General features: G+C 44.3%; 24 protein-coding genes. All 24 read right to left on the bottom strand.

The window, feature by feature from the left end:
- Positions 1 to 22: 22 nt before the first annotated feature.
- Entirely contained in the window at positions 23 to 1069 is a 1047-nt protein-coding gene (locus AZ46_RS04925; RefSeq protein ID WP_029281294.1) for a protein-glutamate methylesterase/protein-glutamine glutaminase, read from the bottom strand.
- Positions 1070 to 1933: a MinD/ParA family protein gene (locus AZ46_RS04920; RefSeq protein ID WP_029281296.1), complete on the bottom strand. Its 864-nt coding sequence runs from the start codon at positions 1931 to 1933 to the stop codon at positions 1070 to 1072.
- A 2-nt stretch (positions 1934 to 1935) separates the two neighbouring features.
- Entirely contained in the window at positions 1936 to 3006 is a 1071-nt protein-coding gene (gene flhF / locus AZ46_RS04915; protein WP_029281298.1) for a flagellar biosynthesis protein FlhF, read from the bottom strand.
- A complete protein-coding gene (flhA, locus tag AZ46_RS04910; RefSeq protein ID WP_029281300.1) occupies positions 3003 to 5033 on the bottom strand; it encodes a flagellar biosynthesis protein FlhA in 2031 nt (676 codons plus the stop codon). The genes flhF and flhA overlap by 4 nt, the downstream gene beginning before the upstream one ends.
- 42 nt (positions 5034 to 5075) lie before the next feature.
- Positions 5076 to 6158, bottom strand: a complete 1083-nt coding sequence (gene flhB / locus AZ46_RS04905; RefSeq protein WP_029281302.1) for a flagellar biosynthesis protein FlhB — start codon at positions 6156 to 6158, stop codon at positions 5076 to 5078.
- A 1-nt stretch (position 6159) separates the two neighbouring features.
- Positions 6160 to 6933, bottom strand: a complete 774-nt coding sequence (gene fliR, locus AZ46_RS04900) for a flagellar biosynthetic protein FliR (protein WP_029281304.1) — start codon at positions 6931 to 6933, stop codon at positions 6160 to 6162.
- A gap of 4 nt (positions 6934 to 6937) precedes the next feature.
- A complete protein-coding gene (fliQ, locus tag AZ46_RS04895; RefSeq protein ID WP_029281306.1) occupies positions 6938 to 7207 on the bottom strand; it encodes a flagellar biosynthesis protein FliQ in 270 nt (89 codons plus the stop codon).
- A gap of 14 nt (positions 7208 to 7221) precedes the next feature.
- Positions 7222 to 7887 carry a flagellar type III secretion system pore protein FliP gene (fliP, locus tag AZ46_RS04890; RefSeq protein ID WP_029281308.1) on the bottom strand — a complete coding sequence of 222 codons (666 nt, stop codon included), beginning with the start codon at positions 7885 to 7887 and terminating at the stop codon, positions 7222 to 7224.
- Positions 7884 to 8507 (bottom strand): flagellar biosynthetic protein FliO, encoded by a 624-nt coding sequence (locus tag AZ46_RS04885; protein ID WP_035319106.1) that lies wholly within the window; start codon positions 8505 to 8507, stop codon positions 7884 to 7886. The genes fliP and AZ46_RS04885 overlap by 4 nt, the downstream gene beginning before the upstream one ends.
- A gap of 17 nt (positions 8508 to 8524) precedes the next feature.
- The gene (locus AZ46_RS04880) at positions 8525 to 8887 is read right to left on the bottom strand and encodes a response regulator (RefSeq protein ID WP_029281312.1); all 363 of its coding nucleotides are present in this window, start codon (positions 8885 to 8887) and stop codon (positions 8525 to 8527) included.
- 19 nt (positions 8888 to 8906) lie between these two features.
- Positions 8907 to 9995: a flagellar motor switch phosphatase FliY gene (fliY, locus tag AZ46_RS04875; protein WP_035206634.1), complete on the bottom strand. Its 1089-nt coding sequence runs from the start codon at positions 9993 to 9995 to the stop codon at positions 8907 to 8909.
- A gap of 4 nt (positions 9996 to 9999) precedes the next feature.
- Entirely contained in the window at positions 10000 to 10998 is a 999-nt protein-coding gene (fliM, locus tag AZ46_RS04870) for a flagellar motor switch protein FliM (RefSeq protein ID WP_029281316.1), read from the bottom strand.
- A 35-nt stretch (positions 10999 to 11033) separates the two neighbouring features.
- Positions 11034 to 11465 carry a flagellar basal body-associated protein FliL gene (fliL, locus tag AZ46_RS04865; protein ID WP_029281318.1) on the bottom strand — a complete coding sequence of 144 codons (432 nt, stop codon included), beginning with the start codon at positions 11463 to 11465 and terminating at the stop codon, positions 11034 to 11036.
- On the bottom strand, positions 11458 to 11679 hold the full coding sequence (locus AZ46_RS04860) for a flagellar FlbD family protein (protein WP_029281320.1): 222 nt from the start codon (positions 11677 to 11679) through the stop codon (positions 11458 to 11460). The genes fliL and AZ46_RS04860 overlap by 8 nt, the downstream gene beginning before the upstream one ends.
- Before the next feature lie 32 nt (positions 11680 to 11711).
- A complete protein-coding gene (gene flgG / locus AZ46_RS04855; protein ID WP_029281322.1) occupies positions 11712 to 12671 on the bottom strand; it encodes a flagellar basal body rod protein FlgG in 960 nt (319 codons plus the stop codon).
- Between the two features lie 46 nt (positions 12672 to 12717).
- Positions 12718 to 13152, bottom strand: a complete 435-nt coding sequence (gene flgD / locus AZ46_RS04850; RefSeq protein WP_029281324.1) for a flagellar hook assembly protein FlgD — start codon at positions 13150 to 13152, stop codon at positions 12718 to 12720.
- Positions 13153 to 13165: 13 nt separating this feature from the next.
- Positions 13166 to 15274, bottom strand: a complete 2109-nt coding sequence (locus AZ46_RS04845; RefSeq protein WP_029281325.1) for a flagellar hook-length control protein FliK — start codon at positions 15272 to 15274, stop codon at positions 13166 to 13168.
- Positions 15275 to 15301: 27 nt separating this feature from the next.
- Positions 15302 to 15871 (bottom strand): MotE family protein, encoded by a 570-nt coding sequence (locus tag AZ46_RS04840; RefSeq protein WP_029281327.1) that lies wholly within the window; start codon positions 15869 to 15871, stop codon positions 15302 to 15304.
- 13 nt (positions 15872 to 15884) lie between these two features.
- Positions 15885 to 16328 (bottom strand): flagellar export protein FliJ, encoded by a 444-nt coding sequence (gene fliJ / locus AZ46_RS04835; protein ID WP_029281329.1) that lies wholly within the window; start codon positions 16326 to 16328, stop codon positions 15885 to 15887.
- On the bottom strand, positions 16325 to 17647 hold the full coding sequence (gene fliI / locus AZ46_RS04830; protein ID WP_029281331.1) for a flagellar protein export ATPase FliI: 1323 nt from the start codon (positions 17645 to 17647) through the stop codon (positions 16325 to 16327). The genes fliJ and fliI overlap by 4 nt, the downstream gene beginning before the upstream one ends.
- Before the next feature lie 5 nt (positions 17648 to 17652).
- Complete coding sequence (gene fliH, locus AZ46_RS04825; protein WP_051865220.1) at positions 17653 to 18381, bottom strand: flagellar assembly protein FliH; 729 nt, start codon at positions 18379 to 18381, stop codon at positions 17653 to 17655.
- Positions 18374 to 19387, bottom strand: coding sequence for a flagellar motor switch protein FliG (fliG, locus tag AZ46_RS04820; protein WP_029281335.1), 1014 nt, complete (start codon positions 19385 to 19387; stop codon positions 18374 to 18376). The genes fliH and fliG overlap by 8 nt, the downstream gene beginning before the upstream one ends.
- Positions 19388 to 19401: 14 nt before the next feature.
- The gene (gene fliF / locus AZ46_RS04815) at positions 19402 to 20994 is read right to left on the bottom strand and encodes a flagellar basal-body MS-ring/collar protein FliF (RefSeq protein WP_029281337.1); all 1593 of its coding nucleotides are present in this window, start codon (positions 20992 to 20994) and stop codon (positions 19402 to 19404) included.
- A gap of 67 nt (positions 20995 to 21061) precedes the next feature.
- Positions 21062 to 21355, bottom strand: coding sequence for a flagellar hook-basal body complex protein FliE (gene fliE / locus AZ46_RS04810; RefSeq protein WP_029281339.1), 294 nt, complete (start codon positions 21353 to 21355; stop codon positions 21062 to 21064).
- Between the last annotated feature and the right edge of the window lie 6 nt (positions 21356 to 21361).

Raw genomic sequence — 21361 nt, 5'->3', positions numbered from 1 at the left:
TTAGACTGCAAATATTTCCGGCTTATAATTGAACTGATTTAAGAATCGCATCAGCAATATCCTCCAGATGTTCAACTGCATCAACAGCATTTGTCTCAACTGCCATTTTGGGCATTCCGAATACAACGGATGTCTTTTCGGATTCTGAGATGGCATGAAGAGATCCGGACTTCTTTAATTTTTTCAGTCCTTCCGATCCGTCTGAACCCATGCCTGTCATGATCACAGCAATTTTGTGCACATTTTTGATCAGGCTGAGCGATTCAAACAATACATCAACAGAAGGTCTGTGAGCCGTGTTGAGGCTCTCCCTGCTGAGTCTTATCACAAGCCCGGACTTTGATTCTTCCACTTTCATGTGAGTTCCGCCCGGTGCAATGTAGGCTGTAGCCTTTTTAACAAGTTCCCCGTCTTCTGCCTCTTTAACAGTAAGATGCGATAGCGCGTCAAGCCGCGCTGCAAGCGATGCGGTAAAGCCTTCTGGCATATGCTGCACAACGAAAACCGGTGCGTTCAAATCGGCCGGAAGCTTTGGCAGTACCTGCTGCAGCGCTCTTGGTCCTCCTGTTGATGTGCCAATGCAGATGACTTTCATGCTGCTGTTCAGTCTGGATGTTTTCCTTTCGTTAAAAGGCCTGTTTCTTTCGTTAACAGTGATGGACTTCATTTTCAGCTGGCCAGCCATTTCAACCTTTCGGATCAGGTCGTCCTTCACTTTATGCAGATCAAGCGAGATTGCCCCGGAAGGTTTCGGTATAAAATCAACCGCTCCCATTTGAAGAGATTGAATCGTGAGATCCGCTCCCCGCTGCGTCATGCCTGAAAACATGATAACCGGCTTTGGCGTTCCCTCCATGATTCTCTTCAGTGTCTGAAGTCCGTCCATACCAGGCATTTCTATATCCAGCGTCACTACATCCGGATTCAGCGCCTTCACTTTTTCGAGTGCATCCTCTCCGTTTCTTGCTGTGCCGGCAGCATAGCACGTACCGCTTTCATTCAGGAAACCGGCAATCAGTTTCCGCATAAATGCAGAATCATCCACAACTAGAACAGACGTTTTATTCATTTATTCTCCGCCTCCCCTGAAGAGCTTTGACACTCTGGAAAAAAATGATGTTTTTTGCTTCGGTGCCTCTGAAGAGGGTGCAGAAACCATGCTGTCAGCAATCCTGCAAATTCCGCGCGAAGCCGGGCATTTAGGAAACAATATGCTGAATGGCACCTGCCTTTTTACGGCTTCTGATACGAGTGGATCCTGGGGCATCCAGCCTGCAAAAGATACCTCTCTTTCAATAAAACGGATGACAGCCGACTGCATTCTGGCAAATGTTAATCGGGCTGTTTTTTCGTCATCGGCTTTATTGACAACAATGGAAACAGGTATGGATTTTTCATGGAAGCTTATGACCTTAATCGCTGAGTAAGCATCTGTTATCGAAGTCGGTTCAGGTGTCGTTACAACTGCCAGCTCATCAGCACTCATGGCAAACTTTAAGCTGTCAGATGTCATTCCTGCACCAAGATCAAGCAGCAGATAATCGTATGTGCAAAATGCCTGGTCAAGTTCTTGCGAGAAGGCCGAAAGCTGGTTTTCATTTAGGGAAACTACATGCGAAAGTCCTGTACCTCCTGAAATGTAGTCAAAACCGGCACTGCTTCTGCAGATGATCTCATTCAGCCTCTTTTCTCCCTGAAAAAAATCAATCATGGAATGTCTGCTGGATTCCCCGATTAAGAGATCGATATTTCCGTAGCCAATATCAAGATCTAAAATAAGCGCCCGTTTTCCCCGTACGGAAAGCTGTGCTGCAAGATTTACGGTGAAGCCCGATTTTCCGACTCCTCCTTTTCCGCTCAGCACGGCAATCGCCTTGGCGGTTTTGTTTTCTGTCTTAAAGATCTGTCTTCTTAACTGCTCTGCCTGATCCATTTCTACCTCATAATCTCCTCTGCCATCATTTTTGCGGAAGCCGGCATAATGTCATCAGGAACGTTCTGGCCATTAGAAATGTATGAAACGCCAAGCCCGGCAAACTGAACGAAATCATACAGGGAACCTTTAGCGGCTGTTTCATCTATTTTTGTAAAGATCAGCTTTTCCGGATTCATTGCACTGAAATTCAGGTAGATCTCCTGCATGTCGCTGTACTTGGAAGCAGCCGAGAGCACAAGAAAGGTTTCTGTGTCATCATTTGCTCCAAGCAGATCCTTTAATTCCTGAACGAACTCTTTGTTCCTGTAGTTTCTTCCGGCTGTATCAATAAATACGGCATCCATTTCAGCAAAGCTTTCTTTTGCTTCTTTCACATCTTCAGCGGTATAGCAGACTTTGAGCGGAGCATTTAAAATACCTGCATACGTTCTGATCTGGTCAATCGCTGCAATTCTGTATGTATCAGTTGTGATAAAGGCAATTTTTTTCTTTTCTTTTAACATGCTTTCAGCTGCAAGCTTTGCGAGAGTGGTTGTTTTCCCCACTCCGGTAGGACCCGCGGCCAAAATATATTTTTTCTCATGAGAGATCCCATTAAAGGGGAAAGCCGCCAGTTTTTCGGCCATGATTTCAGATGCTTTCAGCACCAAGTCCTTCAGGGAACGTTCCCCCTCCAATTCTCTTAATTCAGAGAGAATGTCTGCTCTTCCCTGCACTTCCTTTTCAGCGAGAAACCGTTCAAGCTCTTTCAGCTCTTGAGGCAGATTGTCCGCTTCTTCTTGTTCACGAAGCGATTTTACAAGGCTCTTCACTTCTCTCATTTCACTCAGCAGTGAGGTTTCTGAAAGGATTTCCTGCGCCCGCTCCTTCTTAGGTGCCGGCATTGTTCTGAAGACAGGATCCGGATCATGCCCTGCGATGACTTCAACCTTTTTTTGGGCAAAGAAACCGAGTATTCCTCCTTTATAAACATGCTTGGAGCTTAAGATAACAGCATCCTTGCCAAGATCATTTTTAATTTGCTGCATGGCTTCCTGCATATTTGCTGCAAGAAATTTTTTTACCTTCATGCAATATTCACCAACCCAACGCTCTGAACTTCAACATTTGCCTCAAGCTCATTGTAAGAAAGCACAGGAAGCTGAGGAAAGTAACGGTCAATCAGCTGCCTTACATACATCCTTACTGCAGGAGAACAAAGCAGAATCGGTGTTTGCTCCTGCAGGGAAAGCTGTTCTACTTCTTTAGCAATAGATTCAATAATGGCCTGAGAAAGATCCGGATCCATCGCCAGATAATTCCCGTGCTCGGTCTGCTGAACACCGTCAGCTACTGCTTTTTCGACTTTCCCTGACAGAGTGACTACTTTTAAAGTATCTCCGGCTGTATACTGTCCCGTAATTTGCTTTGCAAGTGCCTGTCTCGTATACTCGCAGAGCAGATCAGGATCTGATGTCAATTTCCCGTAGTCCGCAAGTGCTTCAAAGATAACCGGCAGATTGCGGATGGATACTTTTTCTTTTAAAAGCTTGGAAAGCACCTTCTGAATGTCTCCAATGGCAAGCGGGGAAGGCGTAACCTCTTCAGCAAGAATAGGATACGTTTCCCGCAGATGATCAAGCAGCTGTTTCGTTTCCTGTCTTCCAAGCAGCTCGTGCGCATGTCTTTTAATCGTTTCTGTCATATGAGTCGATACAACGGACGGAGGATCAACAACTGTATAACCGAACATTTCCGCCGCATCTTTGTTTTCTTCCGTGATCCATTTTGCAGGCAGCCCGAAGGAGGGTTCAATTGTATCGATTCCTTCAATAGAATCATCTTCAATACCTGGAGCCATTGCGAGGAAATGATCGAGAAGAATTTCACCTTTCGCGACCTCGGTCCCTTTCAGCTTAAGTCTGTATTCATTCGGCTGAAGCTGAATGTTGTCACGGATGCGGACAACAGGAATAACAAGGCCCAGTTCAATGGCAAGCTGCCTTCTGATCATGACAATCCGGTCAAGCAGGTCTCCGCCTTGATTTGCATCTGCAAGCGGTATAAGGCCATAGCCGAATTCAAACTCTATCGGATCCACATTCAGCAGCTGCACGACACTTTCCGGTGATTTCATTTCATCCAGTTCAATCTCTTCCTCAGCGGCTTCTTCTATTTCAGGAAGTTTCTCTTTTTTGGATATCAAGTAACCTCCTGCTCCAAAAGCGGCAGCAATCGGCACTGTGACAAACAATCCGATTGGCGTAAACAGTCCAAGAAGCAAAATCGTTCCTGCAGCTACATACATCATTTTCGGATAGGCGAAAAGCTGACTTGTAATATCCGATCCCAGATTTCCGTCTGAAGCTGCTCTTGTTACGACAATACCCGTTGCAGTGGAGATAAGCAGCGCAGGAATCTGGCTGACAATTCCGTCTCCGACTGTGAGCATTGTAAAGTGGGATGCAGCGTCGCCAAATCCCATGCCAAGCTGCATCATGCCGATAATGATTCCGAAAATCATATTGATGATGACAATGATGATGCCTGCAATCGCATCTCCCTTTACGAACTTGCTTGCACCGTCCATTGCCCCGTAGAAATCAGCTTCTCTGGATACTTTCTCGCGTCGTGATCTTGCCTGCTGTTCAGAGATGACACCAGCGTTGAGATCTGCATCTATACTCATCTGCTTTCCCGGCATCGCATCTAGCGTAAAGCGGGCAGCTACCTCTGAGACACGCTCAGAGCCCTTTGTGATCACAACAAACTGGATGATGATCAGGATTAAAAACACGACAAACCCGACCAGGACATTTCCTCCGACAACGAAGGTTCCGAACGTTTCAACAACTCCGCCCGCCTCCCCTTTAGAGAGAATGGAACGGGTAGTGGAAACATTCAGCCCAAGCCTGAAGAGGGTCAGCAGCAAAAGCAGGGATGGGAATATGGCAAAATCCAGCGGCTCCTTCATGTTCATGGATGTAAGCAGCACTAGAAGAGCAAGCGTAATATTAAGCATGATCATCAGGCTTAACAGCCATGTAGGAAACGGAATAATGAGCATCGCAACAATTAAAATAACACTAAGCAATACAGTCAGATCTTTTGCTTGCATGGGGTACCTCTCTTTCTGTGAAAACGCAGGCATGGCAGGTTCTTATCCCTTATTTTTCAGCTGATACACGTAAGCCAGAATTTCAGCTATCGCTTTAAAAAACTCTTCCGGCACAGCCCTGCCTATATCAACCTGATCGTATAACGCTCTGGCTAAAGGACGATTTTCAATCATCGTCACATTGTTTGTTTTCGCCGTTTCTTTGATTTTCTGAGCGACAAAATCGACTCCTTTAGCAACAACGAACGGTGCATCCATTTTATCTTCGTCATATTTAAGGGCAATTGCGTAATGAGTCGGATTTGTAATCACTACATCAGCCCCCGGTACATCCTGCATCATTCTGCGTGTTGCCATTTCCCGTTGCTTTTGCTTTATTCTCGACTTGATCAGCGGATCTCCCTCGGACTTTTTAAACTCGTCTTTTAAATCCTGTTTTGACATCCGGATATTTTTCTCGAAATCATATTTTTGATAAAAATAATCGAGAAGCGAGAGGAAAAGCAGGGCAATGGATGCGAACAGCCCCATTTGAAAGGCAAGCTTTGAAACAAATAGAAACGCTTTTTCGACCGACAGCTTTGAAAGCGACAGAATCCCGTCCATCTGAAACCAGATAACGGAAAATGTGACAGCCCCGACAAACGAAATTTTCAGAATGGATTTCAGCAGTTCAACAACAGCTCTGAGCGAATAAATCCGCTTAAATCCCTGAATTGGATTGATTTTTTCCAGTTTCATCTGCACCGCTTCAGTCGAAAATAAAAACCCGACCTGCAAGTAATTCCCCGCGATCCCTGCAATCAGGGCAACACCCATGATCGGTCCGACCATATAAGCAGACTGAACAGCAATCTGCATCATTAATTCATGGACATTTTTCTCCGACAATTGAAGCAGCAAGGTCTCCTGCAGCGAAGATTTCATCAATGCAAGAAGCTGCTTCATCATAAATGGTCCAATAAACAGAAAGGCAAGGAATACCGTGAGAAGGCCGATGGCTGTATTTACATCTGCACTCTTTGCAACCTGCCCCTTTTTTCTGACGTCTTCGCGTTTTCTCGGGGTGGCTTTTTCTGTTTTTTCTCCTGAAAAGAACTGAAGGTCCAGTTTTATAAATTCCATGTCAGCCTCCGGCAAAAAGTTGCATCAAATTTCTCATCGTTTCAATCATCATTTCCATCACATGCTGAATGAGCATAAAAATAGAGCCCATAACAAGAATAAGCATCACAAAGCTGACTCCGATCTTAAGAGGCAGACCTACGACGAAAATATTCAGCTGCGGAACAGTCCGCGCGGTGATTCCAAGGGCAAGGTCCACCAAAAAGAGAGAAGCAGCGACAGGAAAGGACATTTGGAACGCGATCAGAAACATTGCGCTGAATGCTTTCGTGATTAATAGTGCTGCACTTCCATCACCAAGAGGAAACAATTCTCCTCTAAGAGGAATAAATTGATAGCTGTAAAACACACCGTCCAAAAGCAGATGATGCGCATTTATGCTCAGCATGAACAAAAGCGCCAAGACATTCAGAAACTGCCCGATCAGCGGACTTTGAGAGCCTGTCTGGGGATCGATAATATTTGCAATAGCAAAGCCCGTCTGAAAATCAATTAAACTTCCGGCGATTTGGACAGCAGCGAGCATCAAGTAAGCAGAAAACCCGATCATGAGGCCAATTAGCACTTCTTTCAGCACCAGAAGAACAAATTCTCCGCCTATTTCTATAGGTTCTGGCTGAACAGATGAAAAAACAATGACTGATAAAAAGAATGAAAAACCAATTTTGTGCTGCTGTGGAATCGTTCTGTATGAAAACAGCGGCATTGTAACAAAAAAAGCGCTCATTCTTGCAAAAATAAGCAAAAATGCCGGAAAATACTCAATGACATTCATTCTCTTATCCTACAAACCGGTCAAGGTTGCCCAAAATGTCCTGTGCGTACGAAATGATCGTAGACAGCATCCATGGACCGAAAAAAATCAGCCCGACAAGAACCCCGACAATTTTCGGAACAAACGCAAGCGTTTGTTCCTGTATTTGAGTTGTGGCCTGAAAGATACTTACTGCAAGTCCAATGATCAGTGCAATGGCAAGCAGCGGCCCGCAAATAATCAGCGTAGTATAAATCGCTTTTTCTGCTATAGAAATTACAAATTCAGAACTCATCTTTTATCTCCTGTTCAAAAGCTTTGAAGCAATGATTTCACAACCAGGTACCACCCATCCACAAGAACGAACAGAAGGATTTTAAATGGCAGAGAAATCATCACGGGAGGGAGCATCATCATCCCCATAGACATCAAAATACTCGCTACAACCATATCAATGACCAAAAAAGGAATGAAAATCATAAATCCAATTTGAAAGGCTGTCTTGATCTCACTTATTGCAAACGCAGGAACAAGTGCAGTCAAAGGGATATCTTCAACTGACTTGGGCTTTTCAAGATTGGCATATTGAAGAAACAGCGCAAGGTCTTTCTGCCTTGTATGTTTGCTCATAAATTCCTTGAGCGGAAGCGATGCCTTATCATATGCCTCCTCAAGACCGATTTCTTCATTGAATAGAGGTGTCAGCGCCTGCTGATTGATATCAGAAAAAACCGGGGCCATGATAAAAAAAGTTAAAAACAAAGCAATTCCGATCAGGATCTGATTAGGCGGCATCTGCTGAGTGGCAAGAGACGTCCTGACAAATGAAAGCACGATGATGATTCTCGTGAAACATGTCATTAAAATCAGAATGCTTGGAGCGAGAGAAAGGACAGTCAGCAAAAGCAGCAGCTTGACAGATGTGCTTACATTCGCAGCATCGCTTGAGCTGAATATTTCTATAAATTCGTTCATTCTTTGCTGTCCTTTCTCTTTATTTCTTCAAATGCGGAATGCCGGTCATTTCTCAAGCGAAGAAGCTGGTCTTTAAATGAAGCCAAAGGTTTTTCTTCCCGGGAACCGGATGCCCCGGTTAGTCCGGACAGATTTTTAACCCAATCCGGCTGAACCTTGTGCTGCATAAACTTTTCTTCATGGAGCCTGACAATTTCTTTGCATTCTTCTTCGTCATCTATTTCCTTCAGCAGCTGAACACTCTCTGACACCCCGACGACAAGAATACTGCCGCCGACTTTCACCAGCTGTACACTTCTGTTCTGCCCAACATTTGTTCCGCCGAGATTTTCTATGTATTTGGATGAAGCGTTCAGCCTGTTTCTTCCCGCTGTAACCTTTATAAGCATATAAATTAAGAAAAGGACAAAACCAGTAGCAAGAATCATTTTAATAAAATCCCATGCTGATACCCCGGGAGCAGCCGCGACTTCCTTCTGGTCTTCAGGACTTGAAGGCCGGTCGTTTTTCACCCAGTCAGAAACGGTGCCTGATTCCTGTCCGGCAAAAACTTGAACGGGCTCATTAACAAGCAGACAGAAACAGAAGGACAGCAAAAACCATAGCCATTTTGTATTCACGTGCTGATATTCTCCCTTTAGCTTAATGTTTTGTTGATTGCTTCAAGCACCCGGTCTGCCTGAAACGGCTTCACGATAAAATCCTTCGCGCCAGCCTGAATCGCATCAATGACCATTGCCTGCTGACCCATGGCCGAACACATGATAACCCGTGCATGAGGATTCATTTTTTTAATTTCCTTTAAAGCCGTTATTCCGTCCATCTCAGGCATTGTGATATCCATTGTGACAAGATCAGGATGGTGTTCTTTGTATTTTTCTACAGCCTGCGCCCCGTCAGCAGCCTCTGCAACTACATCAAACCCGTTCTTTGTCAAAATATCTTTGATCATCATTCTCATAAAAGCTGCGTCATCCACAATCATAATTTTATGTGCCATGTTCGTCTCTCCCTAAAAATTACTTAATTCTGTTTAAGCGTTCGGACTGGCTCAGGATATCTGTCACCCGCACACCGAAGTTTTCCTCGATGACTACGACTTCTCCCTGAGCAACAATTTTATTGTTGATCAGTATATCAACAGGCTCTCCTGCAAGTTTATCAAGTTCAATAATGGATCCCGCGGACAGTTCAAGAATCTCTTTCACTGAACGCTTCGTTCTGCCAAGTTCAACCGTTACTTTAAGCGGAATATCAAGCAGCATATCAAGATTTTTCATGTCGCTTTTAGGTACTGTCACCTGGTCAAATGAAGAAAATTCTGCCGGTTTCACTTCAACCGGACTAGGTTTGTAGTGGACTTCTTCCTCCTGAACCGGTATTTGAGGCGGCGCCTGCTGCTGATAGGCTTTATTAGGCATTGTCTCAATTGCAGCTGCCGGTTCTGGCGGATTCATCAGTTCATCAACAAGACCCTTTGCAAAATGGAGGGGAAGCAGCTGCATGATTTCTGAATCGATCAGAGTTCCTACTTTGATTCTGAATGCAACCTTCAAAAAAGGATCATCCTGCGGTAGCGCCTCTGTCCCTTCTCCGCCTTTTAAATCAAGAAGTTCTATAGATGGAGGAGAAATATCGACTTTTTTATTGAAGATCGTCGACATAGATGTAGCAGCAGAACCCATCATTTGATTCATAGCTTCCTGCACGGCGCTGATCATAATGTCATTCAGCTCTGTATCTGTTATTTCACCGTTGCCGCCGATCATTAAGTCCGCGATGATCGCTGCATCACTCTGTTTAATCACAAGCAGGTTGCTTCCTGTAAACCCTTCAGTATAATTCACTTCGATCGCGACATATGGATGCGGAAATTCATCTGCAAGCTTTTGCCTTTGAATGACTGACACTGTCGGAGTTGTGATGTCCACTTTTTGCTGAAGAAGAGTCGACAGCGCTGTTGCAGAACTTCCAAATGAAATATTTCCGATTTCACCGATTGTGTCCTGCTCCATTAATGTAAGGTAATCTTCTATTAAATTATCAGAATCATAGTCGCTGCTCCCGCTGCCATTCAGCAGGGCATCGATTTCATCCTGAGATAACATCCCGTTACTCACTTTCTTTTTGCCCCCCTTGGTATTGTCCCAACACTTGCACAGCCGATTTCCGCCTGATTTTTCCGGGCTGCCCGGTGAATTTTGGCTGGTCTCCAATTTTAATGATCAAAGGCTGATCTATTGACGTTTCAAGCTGGATGACATCTCCTGCTGAAATATCCAAAAACTCCTGTACGGTAATTTCTGAATATCCAAGCTCCGCTGTTACCTCAAGTTCTGCACCATGAATTTTCTTTTCAAGAGCGTTCACTTCAGCTTCTTTTGGCTCTTTTCGCTCGGACTGCATCCAAAAATGAACGCTCAGCCTAGGCATGATCGGCTCAAGAACGACATGCGGTATGCATATGTTTATCATCCCGCTGGTATCGCCGATTTGCGTGTTTAATGAAATGACAACGACGGTTTCATTTGGCGATACCAGTTGGAGAAACTGCGGATTCACCTCAAGCTTCATATCCGCAGGTTCAATATCATACACAGATCCCCAGGCCTCTCTGTAATTATCGAGAGATTTTTCAAACAGGTTTGTCATAATTTTCGTCTCAATCTCAGTCAATGAAGTCGAGTGGCTAATTCCTGTACCATGACCTCCCATCAGCCTGTCCATCATGGCATAGGCGATGTTACGGTTTACTTCCATAAGGACTCTGCCATTCAGCGGTCTTGCTTCAAATACGTTTAATACGGTCATCTTTGGAATTGAACGGATAAATTCCTCATATGGAAGCTGGTCAACAGCTCCGGCTGTAATTTGAACGTACGTGCGGAGCTGAGCGGAAAAATACGTCGTCAATAGCCTTGCAAAATTTTCATGAATTCTAGTTAAGCTTCTGATTTGGTCTTTTGAAAAGCGCAGCGCTCTCTTAAAATCGTAAACCTTTACTTTCTTTTCCGTTTCTTCCTTTTTCAGTTCATCTGCATCCATCTCTCCTGAAGAGATTGCAGACAGCAGGGCATCTATTTCACTCTGGGACAGTATCTCGCTTGACATCATTCACACCTCCTGCGCACAGAATTTTTGCAAGATTACTGGATAATATAGGAGGTTGTGTATACCTTCTTGATTTCGCCCTTTTGCAGTAATTCATTCACTTGTTTTTGCACGGTCTTTTTAAATGCATTCATGCCTTCTTTTCCGTCAAGTTCTTCGGCCGTTATGCTTGAAAGCTCAGAAATAATGATATCTCTTACTTGAAATTCTCTTTTTTCAAGCTCTTCCTTCGCTTTTTTGCTGTCCGTTTCAAGCTTGAAGGAAAGCCGGACAATATTATCGCTTGAGAGATTTGTCGTGATTTCGGGAAGATCATAGGATTGAGCAATAACATCATCAATGGATGGTCCTTTTTCTTTTGCTTCAGCAGTACCCATGAAATTTGTTACGATAACAAGTGCTGTCACCCCTACAAGCGTGATCGACGTAATAATGACAAGCATGATCGTCATTAGTTTTTTATTCATCTTCCTTCACCTCCGCAGAAGCAGCTGCATGCATGATATGAATCTCCTGGTAAAACTTCTTGATTCTCTCAGCAACCTCTGCTTCAGATTCCTTCACTACAAATTTCTTTCCATTTGTCAGTGTGATGGTTGTATCGGGAAAGGACTCTATCTGTTCCATATAAATGGCATTCAGTCTAAACGGTTTGCCGTTTAATCTTGTCAGTAAAATCAATTTATTCGGGGTACAGCCCCCTGCCCCCTAACCTATCGTTTTAAGTTCATCAGTTCCTGAAGGATTTCATCTGAAGTGGTGATGATTTTGGTGTTGGACTGGAAACCTCTCTGTGCGACGATCATGTCTGTAAATTCATCTGCGAGATCTACGTTGGACATTTCGAGGAATCCGGTCATGATTGTTGCTGAGCCATTTTCTCCAGGTACTGATAATTCTGTAAGCTGAATTCCTTGAATTCCATCTGTATCTATTTTTCCTGAGTTGCTTGATTCTTTAAAAAGATTACCGCCAACCTTTTCCAGACCGCCTTCATTTGCGAAATTGGCAACGCGGATTTTTCCTGCATTTCTTAGCTGGCTGTCTTCATCAACGAAACTGACACTGCCGTCCGGTCCAATATTAAAGCTTTTAGCAGTTGGTGGAATTTGGATGAGACCGGCTAAGTTCGAATTTTGATTTCCCCAACTTGGTTGATTTCCACCAGTTTTATCTCCTGCTTCACCTACAAGGTAGTATCCATCGGAGGTCACTAAGTAGCCCATATCGTCCAAGTAGAAATTACCCGCACGAGTATAACTTACATCCATCGCTGAATCGATTGGTTCTGTAATAGTGTTATCATTTGATACTCCTGTTTTTGTATCAATTTTCACTTTAGTAGAATCTTTTATCGTCCCAACTACAAAAAATCCGTCTCCTGCAAGGGCAAGGTCAAGTGTCCGGCCCGTTGTCTGATTAGAACCCCCAGTGTGAATAGTATCTATTGAGCTTAGTGCAGAGCCAAGGCCTACCTGCTTTGCGTTCATCCCACTTGTAATATTAGTTGCAGCACTTGCAGCAGTAAGCTGCTGGCTCATGAGATCCTTGTATGTCACACGGCCTTTTTTGAATCCGTATGTATTAACGTTTGCAATGTTATTTCCGATGACATCAAGCTTTGTTTGAAAGTTCTTCATTCCGCTTACTCCTGAGTACAATGAACGCAACATATAAAATCTCTCCCTGTTTCTTTATTTTTTGGGTTATCTGCAAGCTTTAGGAAGCGGATGCTTCCGTTACTTTTGTGACGAAAGCACTTGGCACTTCATCTCCGTTCTGCATTTCGAGAATGATATCCGGACCGGATTGTTTGATGGATTTTACAATTCCCGTTTTAGCTTCACCATCTTCTGTTTTCCAGTCAATCTGCTTCCCTATCATCTCAGAGTATTTCAAGATGCCGTCATTTACCTGAACCTGTATGAAACTGCTCATCTGTGAATTCAAATTTGTCATCTGCTCCAGTGATGAAAAGCTTGCCATCTGAGAAATAAATTCTTTGTCTTCCATAGGATTAAGAGGATCCTGGTTTTGCAGCTGTGCAATAAGAATTTTCAGGAAATCATCTTTTCCGAGACTTGATTTCCCTCCAGTTCTGACTGCTTCAGTTGAAGAAAGGAAAAGTCCAGAGTCAATCGTATTTTGAGCCATTATTTATCTCCTTTTATGTCAGCATGTTCAGATGATCCTTGAATGAATCTGGCTCTTCAGCGCGGTCTTTTTCCTCACCCTGTTCTTTTTCCGGCTGCCTTTCGTCCTGATGGCGTTCGCGGAAAGAGTCCGGCTGCTCCCCGTATACGTCAAATCTGTCTACAGCAATTTGAAACGCGGGAAGAGCTGCTTTGAGATGCTGAATACTTTGTTCCACAAGCTCTTTTGCAGACGAGGTTGAGGTAATAATTTTTGCAGTCGTTTCCCCGTTCAGCCTCTGAAGCTTTACTGTCAGGAGGCCAAGATGCTCAGGCGCAAGTCGGATTGTCATTTGGGAAAATCCGTTTAAAGCAAAAGCAGGTTTTGCTCTTTTAAACACCTCTGTAATCTGGGCTGAAAATTCCCGTTTAACCGGCTCATCCTGATTCTCCTTTAATTCAGGGAAAGCATTCAGCTTTACCTCTGTAAGTCCCGGTGAAGGCTGATGCACAGTACTGTTCCCGTCCTTGTTGAACAATTGCTGCCATTCATTCTTCATTTCCGGCAAGCCTGGACTGCGCATGTGATTCTCCGTCACATTTACCTCCAATTGTTTGAGGTCTGCCTGAAAATTACCTATGGATTCAGGAACCTGCGGCCTGTTTCCATTGCTGGATTCAGCTGCAGCCGGTCTGAAATAGCCTTTACTCAGAAGCTGATGGACAGCCTCCTGTTTTCCCCCGCCTGGTTCTATTTCTTTTTTCAGCGGAAGGCGGCCGATGTCAGGCTTTTCTGTATAACTGCCTTTTTGAAGGCTCTGAAGGATCTGATTCCCTTCTAGTTGTGACTGCAGATTTTTCAGTGAAGAAATCGTTCTATCCAAGTCTGTACTGACTGCAGCGCTTATCTCTTCAATAAGACGGGCAAGACCCTGTTCTCCGCCTGCAGAAAAAATACGGTGAAGCGGCTTTAAAATGGCCGCAAGTTTATCAATCGCATTCATGCTTACACCGGTTCTCTCCGGCTGATTATTAAGTTCCATGTTCTCTTTAATCTGACTAGTTCTATCTGAATGCCCCAATTCCAAAACATTACTTACCGCTTGCTTAATGGCAGTTAAAATATGTCCCCCAATGGTTTCATCATTAGAAGGTGTACTGAATAATGGATTTCCTGCAAACAATGTTTGCTGTGCATGTCCCCTAAACGAGTTCACTATACCGTCATGACGGGTAATGCTCCCTGCATGCTGTGAATCTTTCAGCAAGTCAGCCAGAGGCTCACTGTTTTCACCTATTGTTTGTACAGCGAAAAGTTCCTTTTCAGATGGCTGATCCTGGACAATGGATGTTTCCTGTCCTGAAATTTGTCTGGCATATCCGGAAGCTTTAGGAGCGGCATGTCTGCCTGTGAATAGAAAAGCCTTTTCTTCGGCCGCTTTATTTTCTTCTGCCTTTTGCGGCATGTTTACTTCAACCGTTTTTTCCATCTGCTGCTCGATTTCTTCTGTTATTGCTTTTGCTTCAGCCCGAATCGGATCAAAACTCCCCTTTGGTAAAACGGGGATATCTTCTGAATACTGACTCATCCCCACCGTTTCAGTCATCCCGGTGTCGTCGTTCGCTGTTTTTTTCGCCCGCTGGAATTCTGCTTCGGGAGCTTCTGGAACGTCATGAGCATTGGTCATATGTGATATTCCGCCGGTTTCAGCTTGACGTTTTGGAGCATCTCCTCCTGCAAAACCTGCCTTGATTTCAGGACCGGTGATTTCATTTGCTCCAATTGGATCCCTATGCTCATCAGCAGGTTCTGTTTCATTTTTCAAAAACCTGCCTAACCGTGTTACTATCTGAGCAGGAATCATCTTGTCCGCAGGCGGCTGCATGCCATATGGAGTTGCTTCAGTCATCACGGCTTCATTTATCCCCAGCTCCTTGATCAGCTCTTTGAATGCAGCTTCTAATTCAGGATCAGCGTTTTCCGTTTTCTCATCAAAAATGTCACTTTGCCCTTCTGTCTCAGTACTGCCTGCCGCATCGGCACTGCCAAGAAGTAAGGATAAAAAGGAAACCTGTACCCCTGAACCCGCCTTTCCGTCATTGTTCATGAGCGAAACCGGGCCAGCCGGAAACGTAATTTTCAACCTGCATCCCCCTTTGTCTCTTGCAAACTAGGAATCTGAAAGCATATTTGTGTATTTAGCGGCGTCTTCCGGACTCATTTTCTCCAGAACAGAAATAACTTGATCATCACCAATAGCTTTCAGAATCTTTAATGCTTCTTCATCAGAAAGCAGCGGAATGATTGCTGCGGCTTTTTTGCTTGTCATTTTATCGTAAAGTTTGGCGACGTCCCGTCCGTTTTCCCCTTCGGCTGCTGCCGCTTTCAGCTGTTCTTCCATGGATCTTAATTCCTGGCTCAGACGCTGAATCTCTTTCTCTTTTAAGTCCCTGTCATTTTCAAGGGCAGCTATATCCTGCTGCTGTCGTTTTATTTCTGACTTTTGAAGCTCATTTTCATCCTTGAGTTCTTTTTCTGCAGAAGACTTTGCGTGACCGGATGCTTTCTGTTCTGCCGAAATCCCCGGCAGCAGCGCGGCAGTTTCTTTAAGTTTTCCGGTTACGTCAATTCCTGCAACAGTTAAAATGACCGCAATGAAGGTTACCGTAAAAAAGAAAGGGATGATGACAACAAAGAGCAGCCATTGGAATTTTCCAGTTTCTTTTTCATCGTTTTTCACTTTCGCTTTTCACCTAATTCCCCCGCACGGCATAAGACTGGACAGAAAGATCGTCCATACTCTTGATTTCAGTGTCTTTCACCCAGCGCACATAGACTTCGCGGTGTTTTTCTCTCATTTTTTCATACTTTTTTACTTCTATATTTTTTTCTGTGAGAACTTGCTGCTTTTCATTCATTCTCTCTCTTGCTGATGCTGTGAGATGTTGATAGTGTGAAATTGTTTTTTCAAGATTTGATACAAACTGCTGAAAGTGCCGGATTTCCTGAACCGGCATGCCCGAATTCAGCTGAAAGAGCGTTTTTTCTTCAAGCATTTCTTTTTTCTTAAGGCATGTGTACAGCTTTTCGGCAGCCTGCTCAAAGTCTGCTACCGATAACTGATAAGCTTCAAGAGACTGATCTTTTTCCATTTCTTTAAGTTCAAGAATTTTTTGAAACCTGTAAGCATATTTCACGTGTTATCTCCTATTTCAATCAGTGATTGCAGGTACTCGGCACTTTGTTCAAATGAGATTTTTTCGTGCACATCCTGCTTTAGAAAAGAAAGGATCTTCGGATAATACCTGATCGCTTCGTCAATTTCTCTGCTGGTTCCGCGCTTGTATGCGCCTATATTAATTAAGTCCTCAGAGTTCAAATAGACAGCAAGCAGATCCCTGAGCTTTGAAACGCTTTTCTTTTGTTCAGCAGGGACAATCTGACTCATCACACGGCTGATGCTTTTGAGCACGTTGACTGCAGGAAATTGCCCTTTATTTGCCAGATTTCTGTCAAGAACGATGTGGCCGTCAAGAATCCCTCTCACCGTGTCTGAAATCGGCTCATTCAGATCATCCCCATCAACCAGTACTGTATAAAAAGCAGTAATGGAACCATGTTCATTTGTTCCGGTCCGTTCAAGCAGCTTCGGGAGGACGGCAAAGACACTCGGGGTGTATCCTTTTGTGGTCGGAGGCTCTCCTGCTGCAAGACCAATTTCCCTTTGCGCCATGGCAACACGGGTGACAGAATCCATCATCAGCATCACATTTAACCCTTTATCCCTGAAATATTCTGCGATTGCAGTAGCTGTGTAAGAAGCCTTCAGTCTCATCAGGGCAGGCTGATCAGATGTAGCCGCCACAATAATGGACCTTTTCAGCCCTTCCTCACCAAGATCTTTTTCAATGAATTCACGAACTTCCCGTCCGCGCTCTCCAATGAGGGCAATGACATTCAGGTCTGCTTTTGTGTTTCTTGCAATCATACCGAGAAGCGTACTTTTTCCTACACCGCTTCCTGCAAAAATGCCGACACGCTGTCCTTTTCCAACTGTCAAAAGACTGTCAATGACTCTGACCCCAACTTCCATCGTTTCATTGATTGGCGGACGGCTCATAGGGTTTGGAGGATTTTGTTCAGCTGATATGGGGGTCAGGCCTTTTGGAAGCGGCGATTGATTAAACGGAAGGCCGAATGCATCAATTGTCTGGCCGATCAGCCCCATTCCCGCTTTGATCTTCAAAGGCTCGTTAGTTGCTTCAACCAAGCTTCCTGGTGAGATCTGGTTCACATGCTCAAAAGGCATCAACAGGACATATTCATCTCTGAAACCCACTACTTCTGCAGCAATTTTCATTTCTTTAGAAGAACCCGCATGAATGTAGCAAAGGTCGCCAATTGAGCTTTCCGGACCTTTGGATTCAATCATCAGACCGATTACCTTGCTTACTTTTCCATATCTTTTAAATGAATCAAATGAATCTATTTTTTGAAGCAAGTCTGCTGCTTTCAAAACCGTCAACCCTCCCCAATTAGCTGAAGCATGCTTTTCTTCAGCTGATTCAGCTGGGCATCTACGCCTGCATCCATTGTGCCGGAAGGAGATTCAACCACACAGCTTCCTTCCTGAAGACTTTCGTCAGGATAAATGAACAGATCAGCCTTAGAAAGCAGCACATCTTCAAGCTCGCTTTTTTGCTTGAGGAGCCTGCTGTAATAAAGCGGGTTTACGAACACTTTTATTTCCGGATGTTCTCTGACTTCATACAAAGCTTTTTTAACTAGATCGGCAAAGCAGGCAGGATGCTCTTCAAGCTTGATGAACATGATTTTTTCAGAAAGCTTCACAGCCAGATTAATGATGGTCTCTTCTGATTGGGACACTTTTTCTATGTAATCCTCTTTTGCCTGATCCACAATGGTTTTTGCCTCTGAGAGAAAAGAACTGTATTGCTGCAGGGCTTCCTGTCTGCCTGTCTCAAAACCGGCTTGAAACCCCTCTTCTCTCGCCTTTAGTTCTTGCTGCTTTTTTTCACTGATCCATTTTTCCTGCTCGTCTTTCGCCTGCATTAGAATTCTGTCTGCCTGAACTCTGGCATGTTCCAGCAGCTGGTCAGCGTCTGTTTTTGCCTGATGCATAATCATCTCGGGGTTCATTGTCTCAGCTGGTGCGGACAAAATCGTTCTTAAGATAATTGCTTTCTTGCCCTGTTCTGCTGCACGGACTGATTTAATCAAATTAGACAATGATATCATCCCCCCCGCCGCGGGCAATGACGATTTCTCCTGCATCCTCAAGTCTGCGGATAACAGAGACAATTCGTGATTGTGCTTCTTCTACATCCCGAAGTCTGACTGGACCCATAAACTCCATTTCTTCTTTAAATGTGTCTGCCATTCTCTTGGACATGTTCTGAAACACAATTTCCTTCACTTCTTCGCTTGCCACTTTAAGTGACAGCATCAGGTCTTCGTTTTCAACATCTCTGATGACGCGCTGAATGGCCCTGCTGTCGAGTGTGACAATATCCTCAAAAACAAACATCCGTTTTTTGATTTCTTCTGCAAGCTCAGGATCCTGAATTTCAAGAGAATCAAGGATGGTCTTTTCTGTACTGCGGTCTACACCGTTCAGCACCTCTACAACCGCTTCCACTCCGCCTGTCTGCGTATAATCCTGTGTGACAGCGGAAGACAGCTTTCTCTCAAGAACCTGTTCAACTTCATTGATAATTTCCGGTGACGTCCTGTCCATTTTGGCAATCCTTATGGCAATATCTGCCTGCTGCTGATGCGGCAGACCAGACAGGATCTGTCCTGACTGAACCGGATCAAGGTAGGAGAGAATGAGCGCAATCGTTTGCGGGTGCTCTCCCTGAATAAAATTAAAGATTTGAGCCGGATCAGCTTTTCTCGCAAAATCAAACGGCTTTACCTGCAAGGAAGATGTGAGCCGGTGGATAATGCTAGAAGCCCGCTCTTCTCCAAGCGCTTTTTCAAGAATTTGTTTCGCATATGAGATACCGCCCTGGGAAATGAATTCCTGCGCCATCGCGATTTGATGAAACTCTTCGATTATTCCTTCTTTATTCTGGGAATCTACATTTCTTACACTCGAAATCTCTAATGTAAGCTTTTCTATTTCTTCTTCAGAAAGATGCTTGTAAACCGATGCGGCTGCGTCAGGACCTAAAGAAATCAGAAGGAGGGCGGCTTTTTGCTTGCCTGTCAGTTTGTTTGCTCGTTTAACCATTTATGAGTAACCTCCTATTCTTCCGTCAGCCATGATCTGAGCAATTTGGCAAAGTCCTCCGGTTTATCCCGCGCCATTTTTTCGAGCTGCTTTCTGCGGACATCCCCTTCGCTTTCGGGTGCATAATTTACATCTGGAAGGATAATCTTCTCCTGATAGAATATTTCCTCTTCTTCCGGTTCAGCTTGTTCTTTTTTATTTCTTCTAAACAGCAAAATCAGAAGAATCGCAATGACGAGGAGCATTGCGCCTCCTGCAATGTATAGCCATAACGGGATAGAACGGACCGTTTCAGCATCCATTGCCTGTTTTCCGGCAAACGGCTGAACAGATACAGAAATCTTTTCCTCTACTTGTTCAGCAGTTAACGGCTCTGCCTGAGGATCCTTATCGATGGAAGTCCGGACGATGGAGCCGAGAAGCTGCTGTATATCTGCGATGCTTTGTGCAGATAGAGAGGCTGGGTCATCTGCAGCAGGCGGTTCAACCATGACCTGTATGCCCAGATCCCTGACTCTGTATGGACTTTCTGTAATTTCTCTTTTTACACGATTGACTTCATTGTTTATTCGTTCTTCTACTTTTTCATAATCTCCTGAACCTTCGCCCTGAACGGCTTCATATCCGGGAACATCATCTTCTCCTGTTCCGGTTACTCCGCCTGCACCGGCACCCTCTCCGCTGTAGGTTTCTGTAATCCGTTCAACGCTCACGGCCAAACCTTCATTGTTCTCTTCATCAGCAGCTTCGACAAGATTTTCTTCCCGTTTTTCCTGAGTGAAATCAAGATCTGCAGTGACCGAAACGACAACTTTATCCTGGCCCATCATCGTTCCGAGCATTTTTTGAACTTGCCGCTGTATGTCTTTTTCAATCTTCGACTTCAGATCGTGCTGAGAACTGATGTTTTCGGCAAGCGGCATATTTTCATCACTTTTCAAATCAAAATACTCAAAGTTCTGGTCCATGATGACGATATTATCAGTGGATAATCCCGGAACACTCTTTGATACTAAATGGTACAAAGCATTCACGTTAGCCTGATCGAGCTGAACACCAGGTTTAGTGTTAAGCACAATAGATGCAGTAGCTGTACCGTTGTCCTCACTGACAAAAACTGATTCTTTCGGAAGGTTGATCATGACCTTTGCATCATCAACCCCCTCAATCCCCTTCATCAGATTCGAAAGCTCTGTCTGAGTTGCCTTCAATTTTAAAACATCAAATTCATTATCGGTCATCCCAAATCCAATGTTCTGTCCGAAAAAGGAATAATCAATGACCCCGCTGTTTGGTATGCCTTCTGCTGCGAGCTCCACTTTCAGCGTGTCGGTCATTTCGGCAGGCACCATGATCGTTGAGCCATTATCCGTAATTTTTGATTGTATGCCCTGCGAGTCAAGCGTTTCTTTGATCTGGCCTGTCTCATTGGGTGATAAGTCCCTGTAAAGCGGCACCAGCCGCGGATTTGCTGCCATATAGCCTGCAATCACAGCAAAAAGCAGCAAAGCTGCCGCACCGCCAATCATAAATCCTTTTTGCGCTTTTGACCTTTCATTCCAAAATTGTCTGGTTTTCATTCTGAATTCTGTTACTTTTTGATTCATTCGTTGAAATCCCCCGATAAAGACAGCTTGCGTGCAGCAGACCGGCTACATTGCTGGTTATGTATGATTAGATTTGCATTCTCATTGCTTCCTGATAGGCTTCAACAGCTTTGTTTCTGATTTCAATGGCTGTCAGCATGGCGACGCTTGCTTTTTCGGCTGTTATCATGACATCCTGCAGCTGCACATTTTTGCCCTCTGCAAGTGCTGCTGTCATTCCGTCTGATTTCACCTGCATCTCATTCACCTGATTGATTGACTGCTTAAGCATTTCAGAAAAGCCGGTTCCCTGCGACTGCTGCAGCTGAGCTGCAGGTGAAGCTGTTTGAAGCGGCTGAAGTGACGTAATGGCCTGTATCATTCGTTA

The organism is Metabacillus indicus LMG 22858 (genome assembly GCF_000708755.2).
Lineage (GTDB): Bacteria > Bacillota > Bacilli > Bacillales > Bacillaceae > Bacillus_P > Bacillus_P indicus.
Note: the sequence above shows the minus strand (reverse complement) of the source record. Positions and strands in the feature narration are given on the sequence as shown.